This window comes from Streptomyces sp. NPDC058086, from assembly GCF_042885015.1.
In the GTDB taxonomy this organism is placed as follows: domain Bacteria; phylum Actinomycetota; class Actinomycetes; order Streptomycetales; family Streptomycetaceae; genus Streptomyces.
Genome location: NZ_JBHVST010000056.1, coordinates 38,888 through 58,712, shown reverse-complemented (window position 1 = coordinate 58,712; position 19,825 = coordinate 38,888). Strand labels below are relative to the sequence as shown.

18 protein-coding genes are annotated in these 19,825 nt (G+C 69.3%); 8 read left to right on the top strand and 10 right to left on the bottom strand.

The annotated features are described in order from the left end of the window. Positions 1–183 precede the first annotated feature (183 nt). The 5 genes from ACFVWD_RS34535 to cseC all read left to right on the top strand — a co-directional run bounded on the left by ACFVWD_RS34535 (position 184) and on the right by cseC (position 4,944). Positions 184–1,107 (top strand): A/G-specific adenine glycosylase, encoded by a 924-nt coding sequence (locus ACFVWD_RS34535; protein WP_389601845.1) that lies wholly within the window; start codon positions 184–186, stop codon positions 1,105–1,107. A 268-nt stretch (positions 1,108–1,375) separates the two neighbouring features. After that, positions 1,376–1,915, top strand: coding sequence for a SigE family RNA polymerase sigma factor (locus ACFVWD_RS34530; RefSeq protein WP_060898668.1), 540 nt, complete (start codon positions 1,376–1,378; stop codon positions 1,913–1,915). Beyond that, positions 1,903–2,556, top strand: coding sequence for a hypothetical protein (locus tag ACFVWD_RS34525; RefSeq protein ID WP_389601843.1), 654 nt, complete (start codon positions 1,903–1,905; stop codon positions 2,554–2,556). The genes ACFVWD_RS34530 and ACFVWD_RS34525 overlap by 13 nt, the downstream gene beginning before the upstream one ends. A gap of 19 nt (positions 2,557–2,575) precedes the next feature. Beyond that, positions 2,576–3,280, top strand: coding sequence for a two-component system response regulator CseB (gene cseB / locus ACFVWD_RS34520; protein ID WP_266627242.1), 705 nt, complete (start codon positions 2,576–2,578; stop codon positions 3,278–3,280). A gap of 341 nt (positions 3,281–3,621) precedes the next feature. Beyond that, positions 3,622–4,944: a two-component system sensor histidine kinase CseC gene (gene cseC, locus ACFVWD_RS34515; RefSeq protein ID WP_389601841.1), complete on the top strand. Its 1,323-nt coding sequence runs from the start codon at positions 3,622–3,624 to the stop codon at positions 4,942–4,944. Between the two features lie 317 nt (positions 4,945–5,261). Here cseC and ACFVWD_RS34510 read toward each other — a convergent pair whose 3' ends face one another. Next, complete coding sequence (locus ACFVWD_RS34510) at positions 5,262–6,860, bottom strand: MDR family MFS transporter (protein ID WP_389601839.1); 1,599 nt, start codon at positions 6,858–6,860, stop codon at positions 5,262–5,264. Between the two features lie 150 nt (positions 6,861–7,010). Between ACFVWD_RS34510 and ACFVWD_RS34505 the strand changes: the two genes are divergently transcribed. Further along, entirely contained in the window at positions 7,011–7,622 is a 612-nt protein-coding gene (locus ACFVWD_RS34505) for a TetR/AcrR family transcriptional regulator (RefSeq protein WP_248003057.1), read from the top strand. Here ACFVWD_RS34505 and ACFVWD_RS34500 read toward each other — a convergent pair. Together ACFVWD_RS34500 and ACFVWD_RS34495 are read right to left on the bottom strand one after the other, a co-directional pair. Continuing rightward, positions 7,619–8,209, bottom strand: a complete 591-nt coding sequence (locus tag ACFVWD_RS34500) for a M23 family metallopeptidase (RefSeq protein WP_389601838.1) — start codon at positions 8,207–8,209, stop codon at positions 7,619–7,621. The genes ACFVWD_RS34505 and ACFVWD_RS34500 overlap by 4 nt on opposite strands. A 544-nt stretch (positions 8,210–8,753) precedes the next feature. Next, on the bottom strand, positions 8,754–8,918 hold the full coding sequence (locus ACFVWD_RS34495) for a hypothetical protein (protein WP_389601836.1): 165 nt from the start codon (positions 8,916–8,918) through the stop codon (positions 8,754–8,756). 87 nt (positions 8,919–9,005) lie between these two features. Between ACFVWD_RS34495 and ACFVWD_RS34490 the strand changes: the two genes are divergently transcribed. Continuing rightward, positions 9,006–12,146: an NACHT domain-containing protein gene (locus ACFVWD_RS34490; RefSeq protein ID WP_389601834.1), complete on the top strand. Its 3,141-nt coding sequence runs from the start codon at positions 9,006–9,008 to the stop codon at positions 12,144–12,146. Positions 12,147–12,211: 65 nt separating this feature from the next. Here the strand turns inward: ACFVWD_RS34490 and ACFVWD_RS34485 are convergent, their stop codons facing one another. After that, positions 12,212–14,737, bottom strand: coding sequence for an ATP-dependent Clp protease ATP-binding subunit (locus tag ACFVWD_RS34485; protein WP_054237510.1), 2,526 nt, complete (start codon positions 14,735–14,737; stop codon positions 12,212–12,214). A gap of 430 nt (positions 14,738–15,167) precedes the next feature. Between ACFVWD_RS34485 and ACFVWD_RS34480 the strand changes: the two genes are divergently transcribed. Next, complete coding sequence (locus tag ACFVWD_RS34480; protein WP_389601832.1) at positions 15,168–15,836, top strand: SCO3374 family protein; 669 nt, start codon at positions 15,168–15,170, stop codon at positions 15,834–15,836. 34 nt (positions 15,837–15,870) lie between these two features. Here the strand turns inward: ACFVWD_RS34480 and ACFVWD_RS34475 are convergent, their stop codons facing one another. The 6 genes from ACFVWD_RS34475 to ACFVWD_RS34450 form a co-directional block, all read right to left on the bottom strand. Next, positions 15,871–16,206, bottom strand: coding sequence for an Lsr2 family protein (locus tag ACFVWD_RS34475; protein WP_054237508.1), 336 nt, complete (start codon positions 16,204–16,206; stop codon positions 15,871–15,873). A 227-nt stretch (positions 16,207–16,433) separates the two neighbouring features. Further along, the gene (locus tag ACFVWD_RS34470) at positions 16,434–16,979 is read right to left on the bottom strand and encodes an amino-acid N-acetyltransferase (RefSeq protein ID WP_168494265.1); all 546 of its coding nucleotides are present in this window, start codon (positions 16,977–16,979) and stop codon (positions 16,434–16,436) included. Between the two features lie 9 nt (positions 16,980–16,988). Continuing rightward, on the bottom strand, positions 16,989–17,474 hold the full coding sequence (locus ACFVWD_RS34465) for a BlaI/MecI/CopY family transcriptional regulator (protein ID WP_389601830.1): 486 nt from the start codon (positions 17,472–17,474) through the stop codon (positions 16,989–16,991). A 177-nt stretch (positions 17,475–17,651) separates the two neighbouring features. Further along, positions 17,652–17,831 carry a hypothetical protein gene (locus tag ACFVWD_RS34460; protein ID WP_095853288.1) on the bottom strand — a complete coding sequence of 60 codons (180 nt, stop codon included), beginning with the start codon at positions 17,829–17,831 and terminating at the stop codon, positions 17,652–17,654. 13 nt (positions 17,832–17,844) lie between these two features. Then, positions 17,845–18,468 (bottom strand): hypothetical protein, encoded by a 624-nt coding sequence (locus ACFVWD_RS34455; RefSeq protein ID WP_389601868.1) that lies wholly within the window; start codon positions 18,466–18,468, stop codon positions 17,845–17,847. A gap of 559 nt (positions 18,469–19,027) precedes the next feature. Further along, positions 19,028–19,825: a type III pantothenate kinase gene (locus tag ACFVWD_RS34450; RefSeq protein ID WP_054237503.1), complete on the bottom strand. Its 798-nt coding sequence runs from the start codon at positions 19,823–19,825 to the stop codon at positions 19,028–19,030.

Below are 19,825 nucleotides of genomic sequence, written 5' to 3'. Positions count from 1 at the left end.
GCCCCACCCGCCGCCCTGAGCGCCAACTTTTCCGGATCATCATTCCGGCACACCGGCCGAGTTGCCCCACACCGCCCCTTCCCGCCCTCCGGGGGCTGCCGGGCCCGGCCGCGAAAAGCCACTCCTCCGCGCCTCGGAGGAAACCGCGTAGCCCCACCCGCGCATGGCAGGATCGGAACTGCCATGACTGCACCCACCATGCCCACACCCAGCCCCCAGCCCGACGCCGCCGGCAAGACCCTGCACGAACCGGTGATCACCTGGTTCGACGAGCACGCCCGTGACCTCCCCTGGCGCCGCCCCGACGCCGGCCCCTGGGGCGTGATGGTCAGTGAGTTCATGTTGCAGCAGACCCCGGTCAGCCGTGTCCTGCCCGTGTACGAGCAGTGGGTCGCCCGCTGGCCCCGCCCCGCCGACCTGGCCAAGGAGGCCCCGGGCGAAGCCGTCCGCGCCTGGGGCCGGCTCGGCTACCCCCGCCGCGCGCTCCGGCTGCACGGCGCCGCGGTCGCCATAACGGAACGGCACGGCGGCGACGTACCCACGGAGCACGCTCAACTGCTCGCGCTGCCCGGTATCGGGGAGTACACGGCCGCCGCCGTCGCCTCGTTCGCGTACGGGCAGCGGCATGCCGTGCTGGACACCAATGTCCGAAGGGTGTTCGCACGAGCCGTCAGCGGCGTGCAGTACCCGCCGAACGCGACCACCGCCGCCGAGCGCAAGCTCGCCCGTGCCCTCCTGCCCGAGAACGAGAGGACCGCCTCCCACTGGGCCGCCGCCTCCATGGAGCTCGGCGCACTGATCTGCACGGCGAAGAACGAGGCCTGCCAGCGCTGCCCGATCGCCGCGCAGTGCGCCTGGCGGCTGGCGGGCAAGCCTGCGCACGACGGGCCGCCGCGGCGCGGCCAGACGTACGCGGGCACGGACCGCCAGGTGCGCGGCAAACTCCTCGCCGTACTGAGGGAGTCCGTCGAGGGCCCGGTCCCGCAGTCCGTACTCGATCGCGTGTGGGACGAGCCCGTGCAGCGGGCCCGCGCCCTCGACGGACTCGTCGCCGACGGACTCGTCGAGCCGCTCCCGGGTGGTTTGTATCGGCTGCCCTTGACCTAGTCACCGCCCCCAGGACACCGGTCACACCCGCAAAACCACCCCAACCGGGACTTGTAACCACACCGCCTTACCCACCTCATACATCCGTTACACAACCGACGTACAGCCGAGCGCTCACCGAAGGCTGCCTCGGACAACCCCGTGACAACCCCTCCGTAGCTTCATTTCCGTACCGCACACAGCAGAACGACAGCGGGACACAGGAAACGGACAACCGGCAGCAGGCGCGAGCCAGCCACGTCGGAAACGGGGATGGAGGCGGTTGATCATGGCGCACGGCGAGGTGCTCGAATTCGAGGAGTACGTCCGCACTCGGCAGGACGCGCTGCTGCGCAGTGCCCGTCGCCTGGTCCCCGACCCCGTCGACGCCCAGGACCTCCTGCAGACCGCGCTCGTACGGACGTACGGCCGCTGGGACGGCATCGCGGACAAGCGGCTCGCGGACGCCTATCTGCGCCGCGTGATGATCAACACGCGGACCGAGTGGTGGCGGGCGCGGAAACTCGAAGAGGTACCCACCGAGCAGCTCCCGGACGCCTGCGTCGACGACTCGACCGAGCAGCACGCGGACCGCGCGCTCCTTATGGACATCATGAAGGTTCTCGCTCCCAAGCAACGCAGCGTCGTGGTGCTGCGACACTGGGAGCAGATGTCCACGGAGGAGACGGCCGCCGCCCTCGGCATGTCGGCCGGAACGGTCAAGAGCACGCTGCACCGGGCGCTCGCCCGGCTCCGCGAGGAGCTGGAGAGCCGCGACCTGGACGCACGCGCGCTCGAACGTGAGGAGCGGGAGCGTTGCGCGGCCTAGGAAATCGGGCCAGGCAGGTCCTGAAGGCGGGGAGCGCGGTGACGGCCGCGCTCGCCGCCCTCGGCCTTTTCCTGACCGCCTGCGCCACGGGTGGCACGGGCGCCCGCGACGAGGGCCCGGCGAGCAGTGAGGCGGTGGCGAAGGGGGCGGCCCCGAGCCCCGCGCGCTCCGCCTCCCCGTCCAAGACGCCCAAGCGCGTGGACGCGGTCAAGCTCGTCAAGGACGATCCGGAGGTCAGCGACTCGGTCAAGAGCGCGCTGACGAAACCGTGCGTCGCCGACGAGTACCCGGTCGACGTGTCGTACGGGGATCTGACCGGAGGAACCACGGATGACGTCGTGGTCAACGTCATGACCTGCGGGGATGCCGTGGGGATCGGCTCGTACGTCTACCGCGAGGAAAGCGGCAGGTACGAGAATGTCTTCAAGGCCGAGGAGCCGCCGGTCTACGCGGAGATCGACCGTGGCGACCTGGTGATCACCCAGCAGTTGTACAAGAAGGGCGACCCGGTGGAGTACCCCTCCAGTGAAGAGGTGATCACCTACGGGTGGACCGCGACCCACTTCACCGAGAGGTCCCGGACGCACAACGACTACAGCAACGCGGTGGGCGGCGCGGACACGCCCGCTCCCGCGAACTGAGCGCAGACGGAGCAGCCGGATGGCAGAACAGACCCACGTCCTGTTCGTCGAGGACGACGACGTCATCCGCGAGGCCACACAGCTCGCTCTCGAGCGCGACGGCTTCGCGGTGACGGCCATGCCCGACGGGCTGTCGGGCCTGGAGGCGTTCCGCGCCGACCGTCCCGACATCGCCCTGCTGGACGTGATGGTCCCCGGACTCGACGGCGTCTCGCTGTGCCGCCGCATCCGTGACGAGTCCACCGTCCCCGTGATCATGCTGTCCGCGCGCGCCGACTCGATCGACGTCGTGCTGGGCCTGGAGGCGGGCGCCGACGACTACGTGACCAAGCCCTTCGACGGGGCCGTGCTGGTCGCCCGGATCCGCGCGGTGCTGCGCCGTTTCGGACACGCGAGCGGTCCGAACGGAGCCCCCGAAGAGGCCTCGCCCGTCGACGGCGGGGTGCTCTCCTTCGGCGACCTGGAGATCGACACCGAGGGCATGGAGGTACTCAAGGGCGGTGCGCCGGTGGCCCTGACGCCCACCGAGATGCGGCTGCTGCTGGAGTTCTCCTCCGCGCCGGGAACGGTGCTGAGCCGCGACAAGCTGCTCGAACGCGTGTGGGACTACGGCTGGGGCGGGGACACCCGAGTCGTCGACGTCCACGTACAGCGGCTGCGGACGAAGATCGGCCAGGACCGGATCGAGACGGTCCGCGGCTTCGGCTACAAGTTGAAGGCCTGAGCAGGGACATGCGGGGGATATTTCGGCGCCGGACTCCGGCGGGCGGCAACGGCCCGACCGGCCCCAACAGACCGGCCGGCGGGCGCGACGGGCGCGACAGGGGCGACGGGCGCGGGCCGGTCAACGGGTACGGCTCCGCCGACGGGTACGGCTCGGTGACGGGGAACAGTCCGATGATCGGGAGCAGTCGGACCGGCCGGAACACACCTGCTGGCCGGAACACACCTGTCGGCCGGGGCACACCCGTCGGACCGGGCACACTCGTCGGCCGGGGCCCATCTGCCGGGCGGGTCGCATCCGTCGGTCGGAGCCCATCTGCCGACCGTGGCGTGCCTGTGGGCATGCGCATGGCCGCCGCCGGGAACTCCGGCATTCGCACGGGCATCCGGTGGAAGCTCAGCGCGGCGATCGCCATGGTCGGCGCGCTGGTCGCGGTCGCGCTCAGCCTCGTCGTGCACAACGCGGCGCGCGTCTCGATGCTCGACAACTCGCGCGACCTGGCGGACGAGCGCATCACGGTCGCCGAGCGCATGTACGTGTCCGGGCGGACCCAGGCCTTCGGGGTCAAGGTCGACGACCCGGCCATCCCGAAGGACCTGCTGGCGAAGGTCATGCAGGGCCGGCGGGCCACCTTTGTGGCCGACCGTCCGAACGGGGTCCCGGACATCTGGGCGGCCGTACCCCTCAAGGACGGCCGCGTCCTCTCGCTCCACACCGGTTTCACGGACCGCAACACCGACGTCATGAAGGACCTCGACCAGGCGCTGATCATCGGCTCGATCGCGGTCGTCTTCGGCGGCAGCGCGCTCGGCGTGCTGATCGGCGGTCAGCTCTCGCGCCGGCTGCGCAAGGCCGCCGCCGCGGCGAACCAGGTCGCCAAGGGTGAGACCGACGTACGGGTCCGGGAAGCGATCGGCGGGGTCGTACGGGACGAGACCGACGACCTCGCGCGCGCGGTGGACGCCATGGCGGACGCGCTCCAGCAGCGCATCGAGGCCGAGCGCCGGGTGACCGCCGACATCGCCCACGAACTGCGCACTCCGGTGACCGGCCTGCTGACGGCCGCGGAACTCCTTCCCCCCGGCCGCCCCACGGAGCTCGTCCGCGACCGTGCCCAGGCCATGCGGACCCTGGTCGAGGACGTCCTCGAAGTGGCGCGGCTGGACGGCGCCTCCGAGCGGGCCGAACTCCAGGACATCCTGCTCGGCGAGTTCGTGTCGCGGCGCGTGGCCGCCAAGGACGCCGACGTCGACGTACGCGTGATCCACGAGTCGGAGGTCACGACGGATCCGCGTCGCCTGGAGCGCGTGCTGTTCAACCTGCTGACCAATGCGGCACGGCACGGCAAGCCGCCGATCGAGGTCTCGGTCGAGGGCCGGGTCATCCGGGTCCGCGACCACGGTCCCGGCTTCCCCGAGGAGCTCCTCGCCGAGGGCCCCAGCCGCTTCCGTACCGGCAGCAGCGACCGCTCGGGCCACGGTCACGGCCTCGGCCTCACCATCGCGGCCGGTCAGGCCCGCGTGCTCGGCGCGCGGCTGACCTTCCGAAACGTCCGGCCCGCCGGGGCTCCCGAGCACGTGCCCGCGGAGGGCGCGGTCGCGGTGCTGTGGCTCCCGGAGCACGCGCCGACGAGCACCGGCAGCTATCCGATGCTGCCGACCTGATGCCGGTGAGCGAGTACCGGTTGCCGCTGCCGCTGCCGCTGCCGTTGCCGTTGCCGTTGCCGTTGCCGTTGCCGTTGCCGTTGCCGTTGCCGTTGCCGTCGGCCTGGCCCGGCTCGGCCAGTCCCCCGCCCAGCCGATGCGTTCGGCTGCGGGCCGGTGGGGGCTTGGCGCGCAGTTCCCCGCGCCCCTGAAAGCCTCGGCTCGACCGGCGTTTCGAGATCGCACCGGGCGCGTACAGGAGAAGACCCCCGGGGCGGACACTCCGGGGGTCTTCGGATCAAGCGGGGTCGGATCGGGTTAGGTCGGGTCGGGCTAGATCAGACGGTCTCGGCGACGGTCGGCTTCGGCGCCGAGTCGCTCACCGCACCCTCGGCCGAGCCCTCCGGCTCCGACGCATCCGCACCCGCCCCCCGCAGCGGAACCTCCTTCACGAACACCGCGGCCACCAGCGCCCCCACCGACACCACCGCACCCAGCAGGAACGCGGAGTGCGTTCCGGAGGACACCGCGTACTGGTACGCCTCCCGCGCCGCGGCCGGCAGCTTGGCCAGGCTCGCCGCGTCCAGCTGCGCCGACTGCTCGGTGACCTTGGACCCCAGCGCCCCGGCCCGCTCGGTCATCACGTCCTGAACCCGCTGATTGAACAGCGCACCCATGATCGCGACGCCGAAGGACGAGCCGAGCGTACGGAAGAGGGTGGTGGACGAGGACGCGACGCCCATGTCCTTCATCTCGACGCTGTTCTGCGCGACCAGCATGGTGATCTGCATCAGGCAGCCCATGCCGAGGCCGAGCACGGCCATGTACAGGCCGGAGGTGAACCGGGTCGTACCGGTGTCCATCTGAGAGAGCAGGAACAGGCCGACCGCCATGAGCACGCCGCCGACGATCGGGAAGGCCTTGTAGCGCCCGGTGCCGGTGGTGACCCGGCCGGCGACCATCGAGGTCACCAGCATCGCGCCGAGCATCGGCAGCAGGAGCAGCCCGGAGTTGGTCGCGGACGCGCCCTGCACGGACTGCTGGTACAGCGGCAGGAAGAGCGTGGCGCCGAACATCACGAAGCCGGTGATGAAGCCGATGATCGACATCAGCGTGAAGTTGCGGCTGCGGAAGATGTGCAGCGGCATGATCGGCGCGGCGGCCTTGGTCTGCACGAAGACGAAGCCGACCAGCGCGGCGACACCGATGCCGATGAGCTCCATGATCCTGGCCGAGCCCCAGGCGTACTCGCTGCCGCCCCAGGTGGTGACCAGCACGATGGACGAGATACCGAGGGCCAGCAGTCCGGCGCCGAGGTAGTCGATCTTCGCCTGGACGCGCTTCTTCGGCAGGTGCAGTACGGCGCTGATGGCGAGGAGCGCGACGATGCCGAGCGGCAGGTTGATGTAGAAGGACCAGCGCCAGCCCCAGTGGTCGGTGATGGTGCCGCCGATGAGCGGTCCGCCGATCATGGCGAGCGCCATGATGCCGGCCATCATGCCCTGGTACTTTCCGCGCTCCCGCGGCGGAATCAGGTCACCGATGATCGCCATGACGCCGACCATCAGACCACCGGCGCCCAGACCCTGAACGGCACGGAAGCCGATGAGCTGCCCCATGTCCTGGGCCATACCGCTGAGCGCGGAGCCGACCAGGAAGATCACGATCGAGGTCATGAAGGCGCCCTTGCGCCCGTACATGTCGCCGAGCTTGCCCCAGATGGGGGTGGAGGCGGCTGTCGCGAGGGTGTACGCGGTGACGACCCATGACAGGTGCTGGAGGCCGCCCAGCTCGCCCACGATCGTCGGCATGGCCGTGCCCACGATCATGTTGTCGAGCATTGCCAGCATCATTGTGATCATGAGCGCGAGCAGCACGACGCGTACGCTGCGCGGTTGTTTCTCGGTCTCTATGACCGCTTCCTTGTTGTCCGCCACGGTTCCACTCCCCTGGGTACTTACTTGCCGCCCGGCAAGTTGACTACACTGAGGGAAGTTAGACCGGCAACTAGCCGGGCGTCAAGTAAGTTTTCCTGGATTTGCCAGTCGGACGACACGTACGTTTCAGGGAGTGCGAGGAGTACAGGGATGGGCGGCGACACCATGGACGGCACCAAGCGACAGCGCCGCGGGGACACCCGCCAGCGCATCCAGGACGTCGCCCTCGAACTCTTCTCCGAGCACGGCTACGAGAAGACCTCACTGCGCGAGATCGCCGAGCACCTCGACGTCACGAAGGCGGCGCTCTACTACCACTTCAAGACCAAGGAAGACATCCTCATCAGTCTCTTCCAGGACCTTTCCAGGCCCATGGACGAGCTGATCGAGTGGGCGCGGCAGCAGCCTCGCACGCTGGAGACGAAGCAGGAGATCCTGCGCCGCTACAGCAACGCACTCGCCGAGGCGGCCCCGCTCTTCCGCTTCATGCAGGAGAACCAGGCGGCCGTCCGCGAGCTGCGCACGGGCGAGGACTTCAAGGACCGCATGATCCGGATGGTCGGCCTACTCAAGGAGCCGGACGCCGATCTGACGGACCAGGTGCGCTGCATCAGCGCGCTGTTCTCGATGCACGCCGGGATGTTCCTGCTCAAGGACGTCGAAGGCGACCCCGAGGAGAAGCGCAAGGCTGTCCTGGAGGTCGCGATCGACTTGGTGACGCAGGCGCACGGCGGCGCCGGCGTCACCCCTGAGGCGTCTTAGACGGTCACGCCCTGGGCGCGCAGGAAGACGACCGGGTTGACCGCGGAGCCGTAGTTCGGCGTCGTACGGATCTCGAAGTGCAGGTGCGGGCCGGTGGAGTTGCCGGTGCTGCCGGAGAGCGCGATGTGCTGGCCGGTCGCGACGACCTGCCCGATCCGCACGTCTATCCGGGACAGGTGGGCGTACTGCGAGTAGGTCCCGTTGCCGTGCTTGACGACGATGGCGTTGCCGTACGCGGGACCGTCACCGGCGCCGTTGCCGCCGGCCTTGACGACGGTGCCGCCGTGCGCGGCGACGACCTCGGTGCCGGTGGGCACGGCGAAGTCCTGCCCGGAGTGGTTGTGCTGCCACAGGTTGCCGGCCTGGTTGAAGCCCGCGGAGAGCGTGTACTTCTTCACCGGGTCGACCCAGGAGGCGGACGCCTTGGTGGCGGCCGTCTTCACGGCGGCCTGCGGGGCCGCCTCGGTGGCGGCGGCCGCGACCCCGGCGCCCAGTACGGCCGTGGCACCCACGCCGACGGCCAGGACGGCCGCCCGGGAGCGGAGCAGGGACATACGGGAGTGGCGGGACGTGACGCGCTTCGACATTCGGAACCTCGTGGGAACGGAGACGGGGGTCAGGTCCACCCGACGGACAAGCTGTCGCCGAGTGGGCCATCCCTTGGTAACCCGAGTCCTGACCGACGCACAAAGTCCTCATCTACGACGCCAGGTCGTAGTTCACCCTGAAATTTCCACCTTCTTGACAGACGCCCCATCCCGTATCGAATACGCCCGATTTTTCTGAGTAGAGACGTTTAAACCCACTTACGGGCACTGCGTTCCGGGCCGATAGGGCCCTCGTCGCACCGCCGACCGCGACACCGCACACCCCATGGGGGTTCCGCACCATTACGTCCGTTTTGCCCGCTCCCCGCTGTCCACTACCCGCCCTAGTAGGGGACAAATCGCCTGTGCGTCATGTCACCGCAAGGGCGTGTCTGAAGGCTGTTCGGCGGCGGCCCATGCGCTGTCGGCACGGCTGGGCCCGGACCGGGTCGCCGTCTCCAGCCCCGTCCCCGTCCTCGGCTCCGGGTACGGGTACGGGTACGGGTACGGCGGCAGCTCACTCCTGCGGCGTCCCGGGGAACCACTACGCGATCCGTACCCGGACCGTGACCGCGATCACCTCGGACGTCGTACGGGCGCTCCTCGACGCGGGCTCCGCCCTGACCTCGCCGCTGTCCGGCATCACCATCCCCACGTTCCACGGCGCCGCCGCAAGGCTCCTCCCGCCGAACGCCACTACGACCCGCACACGATCTTCTCCGCGGCGCCACTCCCAACCTGCGACAGGCCCTAGGGTGATCTGAGCAGCCGTCACCGTGCCGTCCGGGGGAGCGTCATGGAACCAGCAGCCATAGGTGCCAAGTTGGCCTCGAGCGTGGTCGCGCCGCTCGTCAAGAAGCTGTTCGTGGCGGACGGGCCGGGCGCCGGGCTCGTCGAGAAGCCGGTGCGGATCTCCGGGTTCGTCTCCTTCAGCGGAGAGAAACGGACCCTCGGGGAGAAGGAACTGACCACGCTGGCCGCCGAGCTGGTCGCCCGAGCCCTGCGCACCGGGGAACGCCCGCTGGCCGCCGACGAGGAGCAGGCCGTCGTCCACGCCCTCGCCGACACCCTGCACGCCCTCGGCGACCTCGCCATGACCGACGTACAGGCCGTGGAACTCGGTCACGAGGCACTCGCCCTGCGGCTGCGCGCCGCGAGCGGCAACCCCGAGCGAGACCTCTCCTTCGACGCGACCCTGTTCTACGAGCGGATCCTGAGCGCGGCCTGCCTGCACATCCTGCACTTCTTCACCCAGCGCTCGGCCTTCGTGGCCCGCACGCTGATGGAGCAGAGCCGCAGGCAGAGCGAACTCATCTCCAAGATGGACGAGTTGATCGCACGGACTCCCCCGCCCGGCGGCACGGACCCCGCCTTCGAACAGCGGTACCTCGCATACGTCGCGACCAAGCACAGCCGGCTCACCATCTACGGCATCGACCTCGTCAACTCCCCCGAGCGCTGGCCCCTCGACGCCGCCTACCTCGGCCTGCAGGCCGTGCGGGCCGCCGAGGACGCGGAGGCGACCGGCCCGAACGGGACGCACATCGCGGCCGCCGGCAGCACCCTCCCCGCCGAGCAGGCCCTCGCCGAACAGGACCTGGTGCTGCTGCGCGGAGTGGCCGGCTCCGGCAAGACCACCCTCGTGCAGTGGCTGGCCGTGACCGCGGCCCAGGGGGAGCGCGGCGACCGGATCCCGTTCGTCCTGCCCCTGCGTACCCTCGTCCGCCGCCCCGACGGACTCCCGGCGCCCGACGGATTCCTCGCCGCTGCCCGCGTGCCCTTCCACGCCACCCAGCCGGACGGCTGGAGCGACCGCGTCCTCGGCGCCGGGCGCGGGCTGCTCCTCGTCGACGGCATCGACGAGATCCCCGAACGCGACCGCGAGCGGACCCGCCGCTGGCTGCGCGAGCTGCTGGACGTCTATCCCGGCAACCAGTGGCTGGTGACCTCCCGTCCCTCGGCCGTCCGCGAGGACTGGCTCACCCCCGACGGCTTCACCGAGCTCGCCCTCACCCCCATGAGCCGCGACGACGTCACCGCCTTCATCCGCCGCTGGCACACGGCGGCCCGGCTCGACGCCCCGGACACCGACCGCCTCGACGGCTACGAACACTCCCTCCTCACCGCCGTCGGCACCAAGCCCGACCTCGGCCGGCTCGCCACCAACCCGCTGATGTGCGGGCTGATCTGCGCGCTGCACCGCGACCGGCGGGGCTATCTGCCGCACGGCCGGCAGGAGCTGTACGACGCCGCCCTGTCCATGCTGCTGTCGCGCCGTGACGAGGAGCGCGACATGTTCGCGCCCGACCGCACCGGCGGTATCCACCTCACGGAACTCCCGCAGGTCCAGCTCCTCCAGCGGCTGGCCTACTGGCTCATCCGCAACAACCAGTCCGAGATGGACCGCGACCGTGCCGAACGCATCGTCGCCGACGTCCTGCCGTCCCTCCCGTCCGCCGCCGCGCAGGGCGACGCCCCGGCGATCCTGCGCCATCTCCTCGTCCGCAGCGGCCTGCTCCGCGAACCCACCCTCGGCACCGTCGAGTTCGTCCACCGCACCTTCCAGGACTACCTGGGCGCGCGGGCGGCGGTAGAGGACGGGGACTTCGGGCTGCTGGTGCGCAACGCCTTCGACTCCCAGTGGTCGGACGTCATCCGGATGGCGGTCGCGCACGCCCGCCCCCGCGAACGGGCCGCCCTCCTGGCCGACTTGACCAAGTCCGCCGAAGAGACGTCCGGAGCGGCGGGTACGCGTATACGACTGCTCGCCCTGGCCGCGCTGGAACACGCCACGGAACTCGACCCCCACGTCCGTACGGCCGTGGAGCGCAACGCCGCCTCGCTCATCCCGCCCCGTACGACCGAGGAGGCCCGCACCCTCGCCGACGCGGGCCCGCTCGTCCTGGAGCTGCTGCCCGGACCCGAGGGGCTCACCGACGACGAGGCCAGGGCCGTGGTCATCACCGCGTCACTCATCGGCACGGACGCGGCACTCCCGGTCCTGTCCCGCTTCCGGTCGCATCCGTCGCTGCTCGTACGAGCCCAACTCGCCTGGACCGCCCACCGGTTCGACACCCGGCGCTACACGGCCGACGTCATCGCCCATCTGCCACCGGACGACCTGTACTTCTGCGCGCACTCCGTCGACCAGCTGCACGCCCTGCGCGACCTCGGCGGCCGCCCCTTGGTCCAGGTCATCGGGGACATCGACTCGGACGACATACGCGGGGGGCTGCTGCCGGACCAGCTGTCCAAACTCGTCGTAAGCGACAACCGCGTCCTGCGCGATCTGCGCTTCCTGTCGGATCAGGGGCAACTCGCGCATCTGGACGTCAGCGGCGGCAGCCCGTACGTCGACGACCTCACCCCGCTCGCCGAGCTGCCCCTGAAATGGCTTTTGCTCGCCGGTCTGCCCGGACTCGAGAATCCGGACGCGCTGGTACCGCTCTCGGCATCCCGCACTCTGCGCCTGCTCGACATCGGCATCCCGTTGCACGGCGACTCCCTCGATGAGGTACTCCCCCGGAATCTGCCACTGACGTATCTGCGGTTCACCAGGAACGCTCTGCGGCACACAGGATTGCGCGGCCTGAGTCATATGCACTCGCTGAAGCAGCTGAGTCTGGCCACACTCCCCGAAAACCTCACCCCCGAGGACTTCGAAGAGATCACCCGGCTTCCCGCTCTACAAGAACTTCGTGTGAACTGGAATGCCGCCGGGTGGAGCGCGGGTCCGGTGCTGCCGAACGTGACGAGACTGCGGCTCAACAAGTTCACGGGAAACGAAGACCTCTCAAATGTCCGGGTTCTCTTTCCCGGCCTGCGCAGGGTCACGTTCCATCTCGCCTCGAACGTGACCGACGTACCGGAACATCTCCTGGCGTTCCTCCCGGAGACCGCCACCGTCACCATCGAGAAGACCGACAGCGTGGTGTGAAAAAAAGGGGCTGCCCCGGGACCGAAGTCCCGGGGCAGCCCCTTCGTTCAGGCGAGCGCCGAGCGCTACGCCTCCTTGCTCAGGTTGGGCCCTGCTCCACCCGCGGCCTGCTCGATCGGCGGGACGTCGGGCAGCGCCGACTTCTCCTCACCGCGGAAGGTGAAGGTCTTGGTGTCGCCCTCGCCCTCCGTGTCGACGACCACGATGTGACCGGGGCGCAGCTCGCCGAAGAGGATCTTCTCCGAGAGCGTGTCCTCGATCTCGCGCTGGATCGTGCGACGCAGCGGCCGCGCGCCCAGGACGGGGTCGTAACCCTTCTTGGACAGCAGTTCCTTGGCGGACTGGGAGAGCTCGATGCCCATGTCCCGGTCCTTGAGGCGCTCGTCCACCTTGCCGACCATCAGGTCGACGATCTTGAGGATGTCCTCCTGCGTCAGCTGCGGGAAGACGACCACGTCGTCGACGCGGTTGAGGAACTCGGGGCGGAAGTGCTGCTTGAGCTCGTCCGAGACCTTGTTCTTCATGCGCTCGTAGTTCGACTTCGTGTCACCCGTGGCCGCGAAGCCCAGGTTGAAGCCCTTCGAGATGTCCCGCGTGCCGAGGTTGGTCGTCATGATGATGACCGTGTTCTTGAAGTCCACGACCCGGCCCTGGGAGTCGGTCAGGCGACCGTCCTCCAGGATCTGCAGCAGCGAGTTGAAGATGTCCGGGTGGGCCTTCTCGACCTCGTCGAAGAGGACGACCGAGAACGGCTTGCGCCGCACCTTCTCCGTCAGCTGACCGCCCTCTTCGTAGCCCACGTATCCGGGGGGCGAACCGAAGAGACGCGACACCGTGTGCTTCTCGCTGAACTCCGACATGTCGAGGGAGATCAGCGCGTCCTCGTCACCGAAGAGGAACTCGGCGAGGGCCTTGGACAACTCGGTCTTACCGACACCGGACGGACCCGCGAAGATGAACGAACCACCCGGACGCTTCGGGTCCTTCAGACCGGCCCGCGTACGACGGATCGCCTTCGAGAGCGCCTTGACGGCGTCCTTCTGGCCGATGACCCGCTTGTGGAGCTCGTCCTCCATGCGCAGCAGACGCGAGGACTCCTCCTCGGTCAGCTTGAAGACGGGGATGCCGGTCGCGGTCGCGAGGACCTCGGCGATCAGCTCGCCGTCGACCTCGGCGACGACGTCCATGTCGCCGGCCTTCCACTCCTTCTCACGCTTGGCCTTCGCCGCCAGCAGCTGCTTCTCCTTGTCGCGGAGAGAGGCCGCCTTCTCGAAGTCCTGGGAGTCGATGGCCGACTCCTTGTCGCGGCGGACGCCCGCGATCTTCTCGTCGAACTCGCGGAGGTCCGGCGGCGCGGTCATCCGGCGGATGCGCATCCGGGAACCGGCCTCGTCGATGAGGTCGATCGCCTTGTCCGGCAGGAAGCGGTCCGAGATGTACCGGTCGGCCAGGGTGGCGGCCTGGACCAGCGCCTCGTCCGTGATGGAGACCCGGTGGTGCGCCTCGTAACGGTCGCGCAGGCCCTTGAGGATCTCGATCGTGTGGGGGAGGGAAGGCTCCGCCACCTGGATCGGCTGGAAGCGGCGCTCGAGGGCCGCGTCCTTCTCGAGGTGCTTGCGGTACTCGTCCAGGGTCGTCGCACCGATGGTCTGGAGCTCACCGCGCGCCAGCATCGGCTTCAGGATCGACGCCGCGTCGATGGCGCCCTCGGCGGCACCCGCACCCACGAGCGTGTGCAGCTCGTCGATGAACAGGATGATGTCGCCGCGGGTGCGGATCTCCTTGAGGACCTTCTTCAGCCGCTCCTCGAAGTCACCGCGGTAGCGGGAACCGGCGACCAGCGCGCCCAGGTCGAGGGTGTAGAGGTGCTTGTCCTTGAGGGTCTCGGGCACCTCGCCCTTGACGATGGCCTGCGCCAGGCCCTCGACGACGGCGGTCTTGCCGACGCCGGGCTCGCCGATGAGGACCGGGTTGTTCTTGGTCCGGCGGGACAGCACCTGCATGACCCGCTCGATCTCCTTCTCGCGCCCGATGACCGGGTCGAGCTTGGACTCACGAGCGGCCTGGGTGAGGTTCCGGCCGAACTGATCGAGGACCAGGGACGTGGAGGGGGTGCCCTCGGCAGGACCGCCGGCGGTGGCGGTCTCCTTGCCCTGGTAGCCGGAGAGCAGCTGGATGACCTGCTGCCGCACCCGGTTGAGGTCTGCGCCCAGCTTGACCAGGACCTGGGCGGCGACGCCCTCGCCCTCTCGGATCAGGCCGAGCAGGATGTGCTCCGTGCCGATGTAGTTGTGGCCCAGCTGAAGGGCCTCGCGGAGCGACAGCTCCAGGACCTTCTTGGCACGGGGGGTGAAGGGGATGTGCCCGGACGGGGCCTGCTGCCCCTGCCCGATGATCTCCTCCACCTGCTGGCGGACCGCCTCGAGCGAAATCCCGAGGCTCTCCAGGGCCTTAGCGGCGACACCCTCACCCTCGTGGATCAGGCCCAGGAGGATGTGCTCGGTGCCGATGTAGTTGTGGTTGAGCATCCGGGCTTCTTCCTGAGCCAGGACGACAACCCGCCGCGCGCGGTCGGTGAACCTCTCGAACATCGTTAATCGCTCCTCAGAGCGGTCAGGCAGTAAGGGGACGCTCCCCTCCCTGTCCTTCCGCAGCTTAGTCCCGCAAGCGGGGACCGCTCATTCCAACTGCCGACACCGTCCTTGGCCTCCTGACCCCGAACGCCGACATCTGCTTCAACCTGATGGTGCGAGACGATGTTCCCGCAGGCCAGGCAGATACCCGCACCGGCTGTACGCCGATGGCGAACGTGAGATGCCCGAGCCATGCGTGTCGCCCCTCTCACTAGGGATGTCTTACCCGTACGCACTGACACTCCATGCCGCGCACACCGGTTCCCTCCGCTATGGGCGAACATCCTTGCGCCACCGATCGCCCCCGCACACCTCTTCTTTCGATACTCAGCGCACATGACGAAACACCCAGCGTAACCACGGAGCCCTTCTGACGGTTGCTCCTGACATGCTTCCCACTGTCCCCCTCCCTCGCCGCCCGCTCCACCCGAGCGACCCGGTGCGGCGGTGGTACGCGAACGAACTCGGCTGGGCGACAGTGCCCGGTTCGCCGCTACGACTGGCCGCCGGCCTGCGCTTCGACGTCCTGGACGTCCCTGCGGAGGCGGGTGTCAGGGCCCTGCGACACCTGGGACCGGCCTCTCCGGTGGCACTGCACACCAGTCGCTCGGCGCCGCGCGAGGATCCGGCGGCTCGGCGTGAGAAGTGGCCGGCTCGGCACGGGACGCGGATGTGGCTACTGGTGGCTGCGGGAAGCGCGGAGGAACTGCCGGGGCTGCTCGACTGGCTGGAGTGGGGCGCTCTCGCGCTCGATCTCACGGCGATCGGCGCGGGCGGGAGCATCGAGGCTCCGCTGCCGCCAGGGATGCCCGAGGGGCCACTCACCACGGACGGGGCAGGGACGGCCGGGGCCGGCGGGTCCGGTCCACAGGGGGCCGCCGTCTGGCTGCGGCCCCCCGAGCCGGGGTGCGAGGTGGAACCCTCGTTGCCGACTCTGTCGGCCGTGGGGGGCGATGGGGGCGCCCCCGATCTCGTACGACTCGTGGACACGATGGCGACACAGTGCCACCGGGTCCGGCTTCGACGCGCGTGCGCCCAGCCGCCGGCCTACTCGTAGACCTTGGCTGGGCAGCTGGGCCATGGGCCTCGACTCAGCCGTTGGCCTTCTCATAGGCCTCGCGAATGGACGCCGGAACGCGGCCACGGTCGTTGACCTCGTAACCGTTCTCCTTCGCCCACGCGCGGATCTGTGCGGTGTCCTGGCTGCCACCGGAAGCGACACGCGCCTTTCCACGCCCCCCCGCAGCACGGCCTCCGGTACGACGACCACCCTTCACGTAGGGCTCGAGAAGGCCACGGAGCTTGTCCGCATTGGCGGTCGTGAGATCGATTTCGTACGTCTTGCCGTCCAGCGCGAACGTCACGGTCTCGTCCGCCTCGCCACCGTCGAGGTCGTCGACAAGAAGGACCTGAACCTTCTGTGCCACCGGATTTCCTTTCATCGATAACTTGAGGGCCGAGGGCCTGCGGCGTCTGCCGCTGTTTCACGTCCCCTGTTATATGCAGTACTGCAGTACGTCGGAAAGCAAACCGCTTTTGCTGGAAAAACACAAACCCCTGGGTGAGACTCGGGGGCCGCTGGAAGACCGGAAACGTGCGCGTTTCGGACATAGGGAACGCGGGCAAGGCGGTCGGGCGGAATAGTCGCCGCCGATCACAGATGCAGAAGCATCCGGCTGTTGCCCAAGGTGTTCGGTTTCACTCGTTCGAGACCGAGGAACTCTGCCACGCCCTCGTCATAGGAACGCAGCAGCTCGGCGTAGACATCCCTGTCGACGGGCGTCTCGCCGATCTCCACGAAGCCGTGCTTCGCGAAGAAGTCGACTTCGAAGGTCAGACAGAAAACCCGGCGAACGCCGAGCCAGCGGGCGGTCTGCAGCAACTTCTCCAGCAACTGATGACCGACACCGACGCCCTTGACCACGGGGTTCACCGAGAGAGTGCGGACTTCGGCGAGGTCTTCCCACATGACGTGCAGCGCACCGCACCCCACCACCTCGGCGTTGTCATCACGTTCCGCGACCCAGAACTCCTGGATGTCCTCGTAAAGCGTCACCGTCGCTTTGTCGAGCAGGATGCCGCGGCGGACGTTCGCGTCGAGGAGGCGGCGCACGGCCGGGACATCACTGGTTCTGGCCCGCCGGACGGTGACGGCTTTCGCGGTGTCTTCGGGACGCGGTGCTGGATGCTCTGCTGGCATGGGCGGACGCTATCGCCCGGTGCCGCCCGGGCCGGAGTCGGGGTTCTCGCCCGGCTTCTCACCCGATGCCTCATCGGGCTTCTCGACTGGCTTCTCGACCCGCTTCTCGTCGGCAGCGTCCGGGGTTACACGTGTTTCGCCGCCGGCCCCGCCTTGTTCGGGGCCTTCCTCAGGCCCTTGCACGATGTGTACGGCATCCCGCAGCGCGCGCCGCTGCTCCTCACTCATCATGCCGAAGAAGGCGACGAGAGCGGCGGCGGGGTTGTCGCTCTGGGACCACGCGTCGTTCATCAGTGCGGCCGAGTAGGCGGCACGCGTGGAGACCGCCTCATATCGATAGGCCCGGCCTTCCGCCTCCCTGCGGACCCAGCCCTTCTGATGGAGATTGTCCAAAACGGTCATCACCGTGGTGTACGCGATGGACCGTTCCTGCTGAAGGTCTTCCAGGACTTCTCGAACGGTCACCGGGCGGTTCCACTTCCACACCCGCGTCATGACCGCGTCTTCGAGTTCTCCCAATGGGCGAGGCACAGCTCAGAACAATAATGGTAGATCAGCAACAAAAAGGGCGTACGACTCGAAAAACGTATGAGAACGTATGAGTCGTACGCCGATGAGTGCCCCGGCGGGGGCGCGGGCCGCGTCGGCCGGGGCTGTGGTCCTGCTGTCGCCTCAGGCCTTGATGTCGGGAGAGGCCTGGCGGGCGCTCTCCGCGCGCGCGAGGGCGGCGTCGACGACCGCGTCCTCCTTGGACTTGTTGGCCCCGCCCTGGGTCTTCACGATCGTCACGATCAACCCGATGAAGAACACGGCCATCACTACGGGGGGCACCAGCGCGGAGACATAGTCCATGCCTCCAGAGTAGCTAGCCCGCGGCGAGTTGCTGCGGCGGGTTCGCCGGTGGCGGCGCGGGCTTGCGCTTCGGTGGGAAGACCTCTCCCGGGGTCGGGATCGGACGGTCCGGGCGCGGGCTCCTGGCCGGGGACTGCGGCCGCGGCTCGGCGGCGGGGCTGCCCGCGGGCTTCTTCACGGGTTCCTCCGAGGCCGAGGTCGCGGCCAGGCCGCCCGGCAGGGCCGTCAGGCGGTTACGGGAGGCGGGGACCGTGGGCGGGGCGGAGAAGCCCGCGAGGCGGGTGCGGACGTCCTGCTCGGCGAGGGCGCGGCAGCGGTCCAGGAGGGCGGCGGCGGCGGGGTTGCCGCTCAGCGCCCGGAGCGCGGTGAGGTCGTCCGGGTCGGGACGGTAGCCCGAGCCGAGTGCCTCCTCCAGGAGGACGAGATAGCCCGCGGCGGTGCCGGGCAGGGCGGCCCGGTAGCGGGCGAGGTCGGCCAGCAGGAAGGCCCTGAGCCTGGCTCCCTCGCGGGCCGCCTCGTCGACGGACTCGGCGAGGCGGAGGCAGTCCTGGACGTCTTCGGCCGAGGCGGGGGTGGGGTGGAGGGCGAGGGCGAGAGCGCGACGGAGCACACGCAGCTCCTGTGCTCCGAACGCCATGCCGCCGCGGGATCCGTAGGGCGTGGGCATGCGGCGACGATACGCGCTAATCAGACAAAATCCGCATAGCATCTGCGCGTGTCCCTCCGGGGGTCGGCGGGTGGTTGGGCCGCAGGTGAGTGTCCTCCCCGACGACGCCCCGGCGGGGCTCCGCCCCGAACCCCGCCCACTCGATCCCTTCGGCTGCGGGACGGCGGGGGTTGCCCGCGCCGTCCCCCGCGCCCCTGCGGGGCCTTTTGGCTGCGGGACGGTGGGGGCTGGGCGCGCAGTTCCCCGCGCCCCCAGGGCGGAGGCTTCGCCCCGCATTCCCCGCCCGCCCGAGTTCGTTCGGCTGACGGCCGGTGGGCCTCGGCTCGGCCGGCGTTTGAGGACCAGGCCGGAGGCCGATGCCCCACCCGCCCCCTCAACCCACCCCGGCCCGCACCATCCAGCCCGTCCGGCGATTGAGGACGAGGCCGTCCAGGCCGATGCGGGGGTCCAGGGGGCGCAGCGCCCCTGGCGGGGGCTGGGGCAGAGCCCCAGAAGGATGGGACGGGTAGGGGCGGCGGGGGCGAGGGACTCAGGTGCGGGACACGTTGCGTTCGTAGACCAGGCGCAGACCGATCAGCGTGAGCCACGGCTCGTGCTCGTCGATGACGGAGGACTCGCCGAGAACCATCGGCGCCAGCCCACCCGTAGCGATGACGGTGACGTCGTCAGGATCCTCCGCCAGCTCGCGCACCATCCGGTTGACGACGCCGTCGACCTGCCCCGCGAACCCGTAGATGATCCCGGACTGCATCGCCTCGACGGTGTTCTTGCCGATGACCGCCCGAGGCCGAGCCACCTCGATCTTGCGCAGCTGAGCCCCCTTGACGCCGAGCGCGTCCACGGAGATCTCGATACCGGGCGCGATGACACCGCCGACGTACTCACCGCGCGCACTCACCGCGTCGAACGTGGTCGCCGTACCGAAGTCGACGACGATCGCCGGCCCCCCGTAGAGCTCGACGGCGGCGACCGAGTTGATGATGCGGTCCGCGCCGACCTCCTTGGGGTTGTCCGTGAGGATCGGCACGCCGGTCTTGACGCCGGGCTCGACCAGCACGGCGGGCACGTCGCCGTAGTAGCGGCGGGTCACCTCGCGCAGTTCGTGCAGCACGGACGGGACGGTGGCGCAGATCGCGATGCCGTCGATGCCGTCGCCCAGTTCCTCGCCGAGCAGCGGATGCATGCCCATCAGGCCCTGGAGGAGCACGGCGAGCTCGTCGGCGGTGCGGCGGGCATCCGTGGAGATGCGCCAGTGCTCGACGATCTCCTCGCCGTCGAAGAGACCGAGGACGGTGTGCGTGTTGCCGACATCGATGGTGAGCAGCAT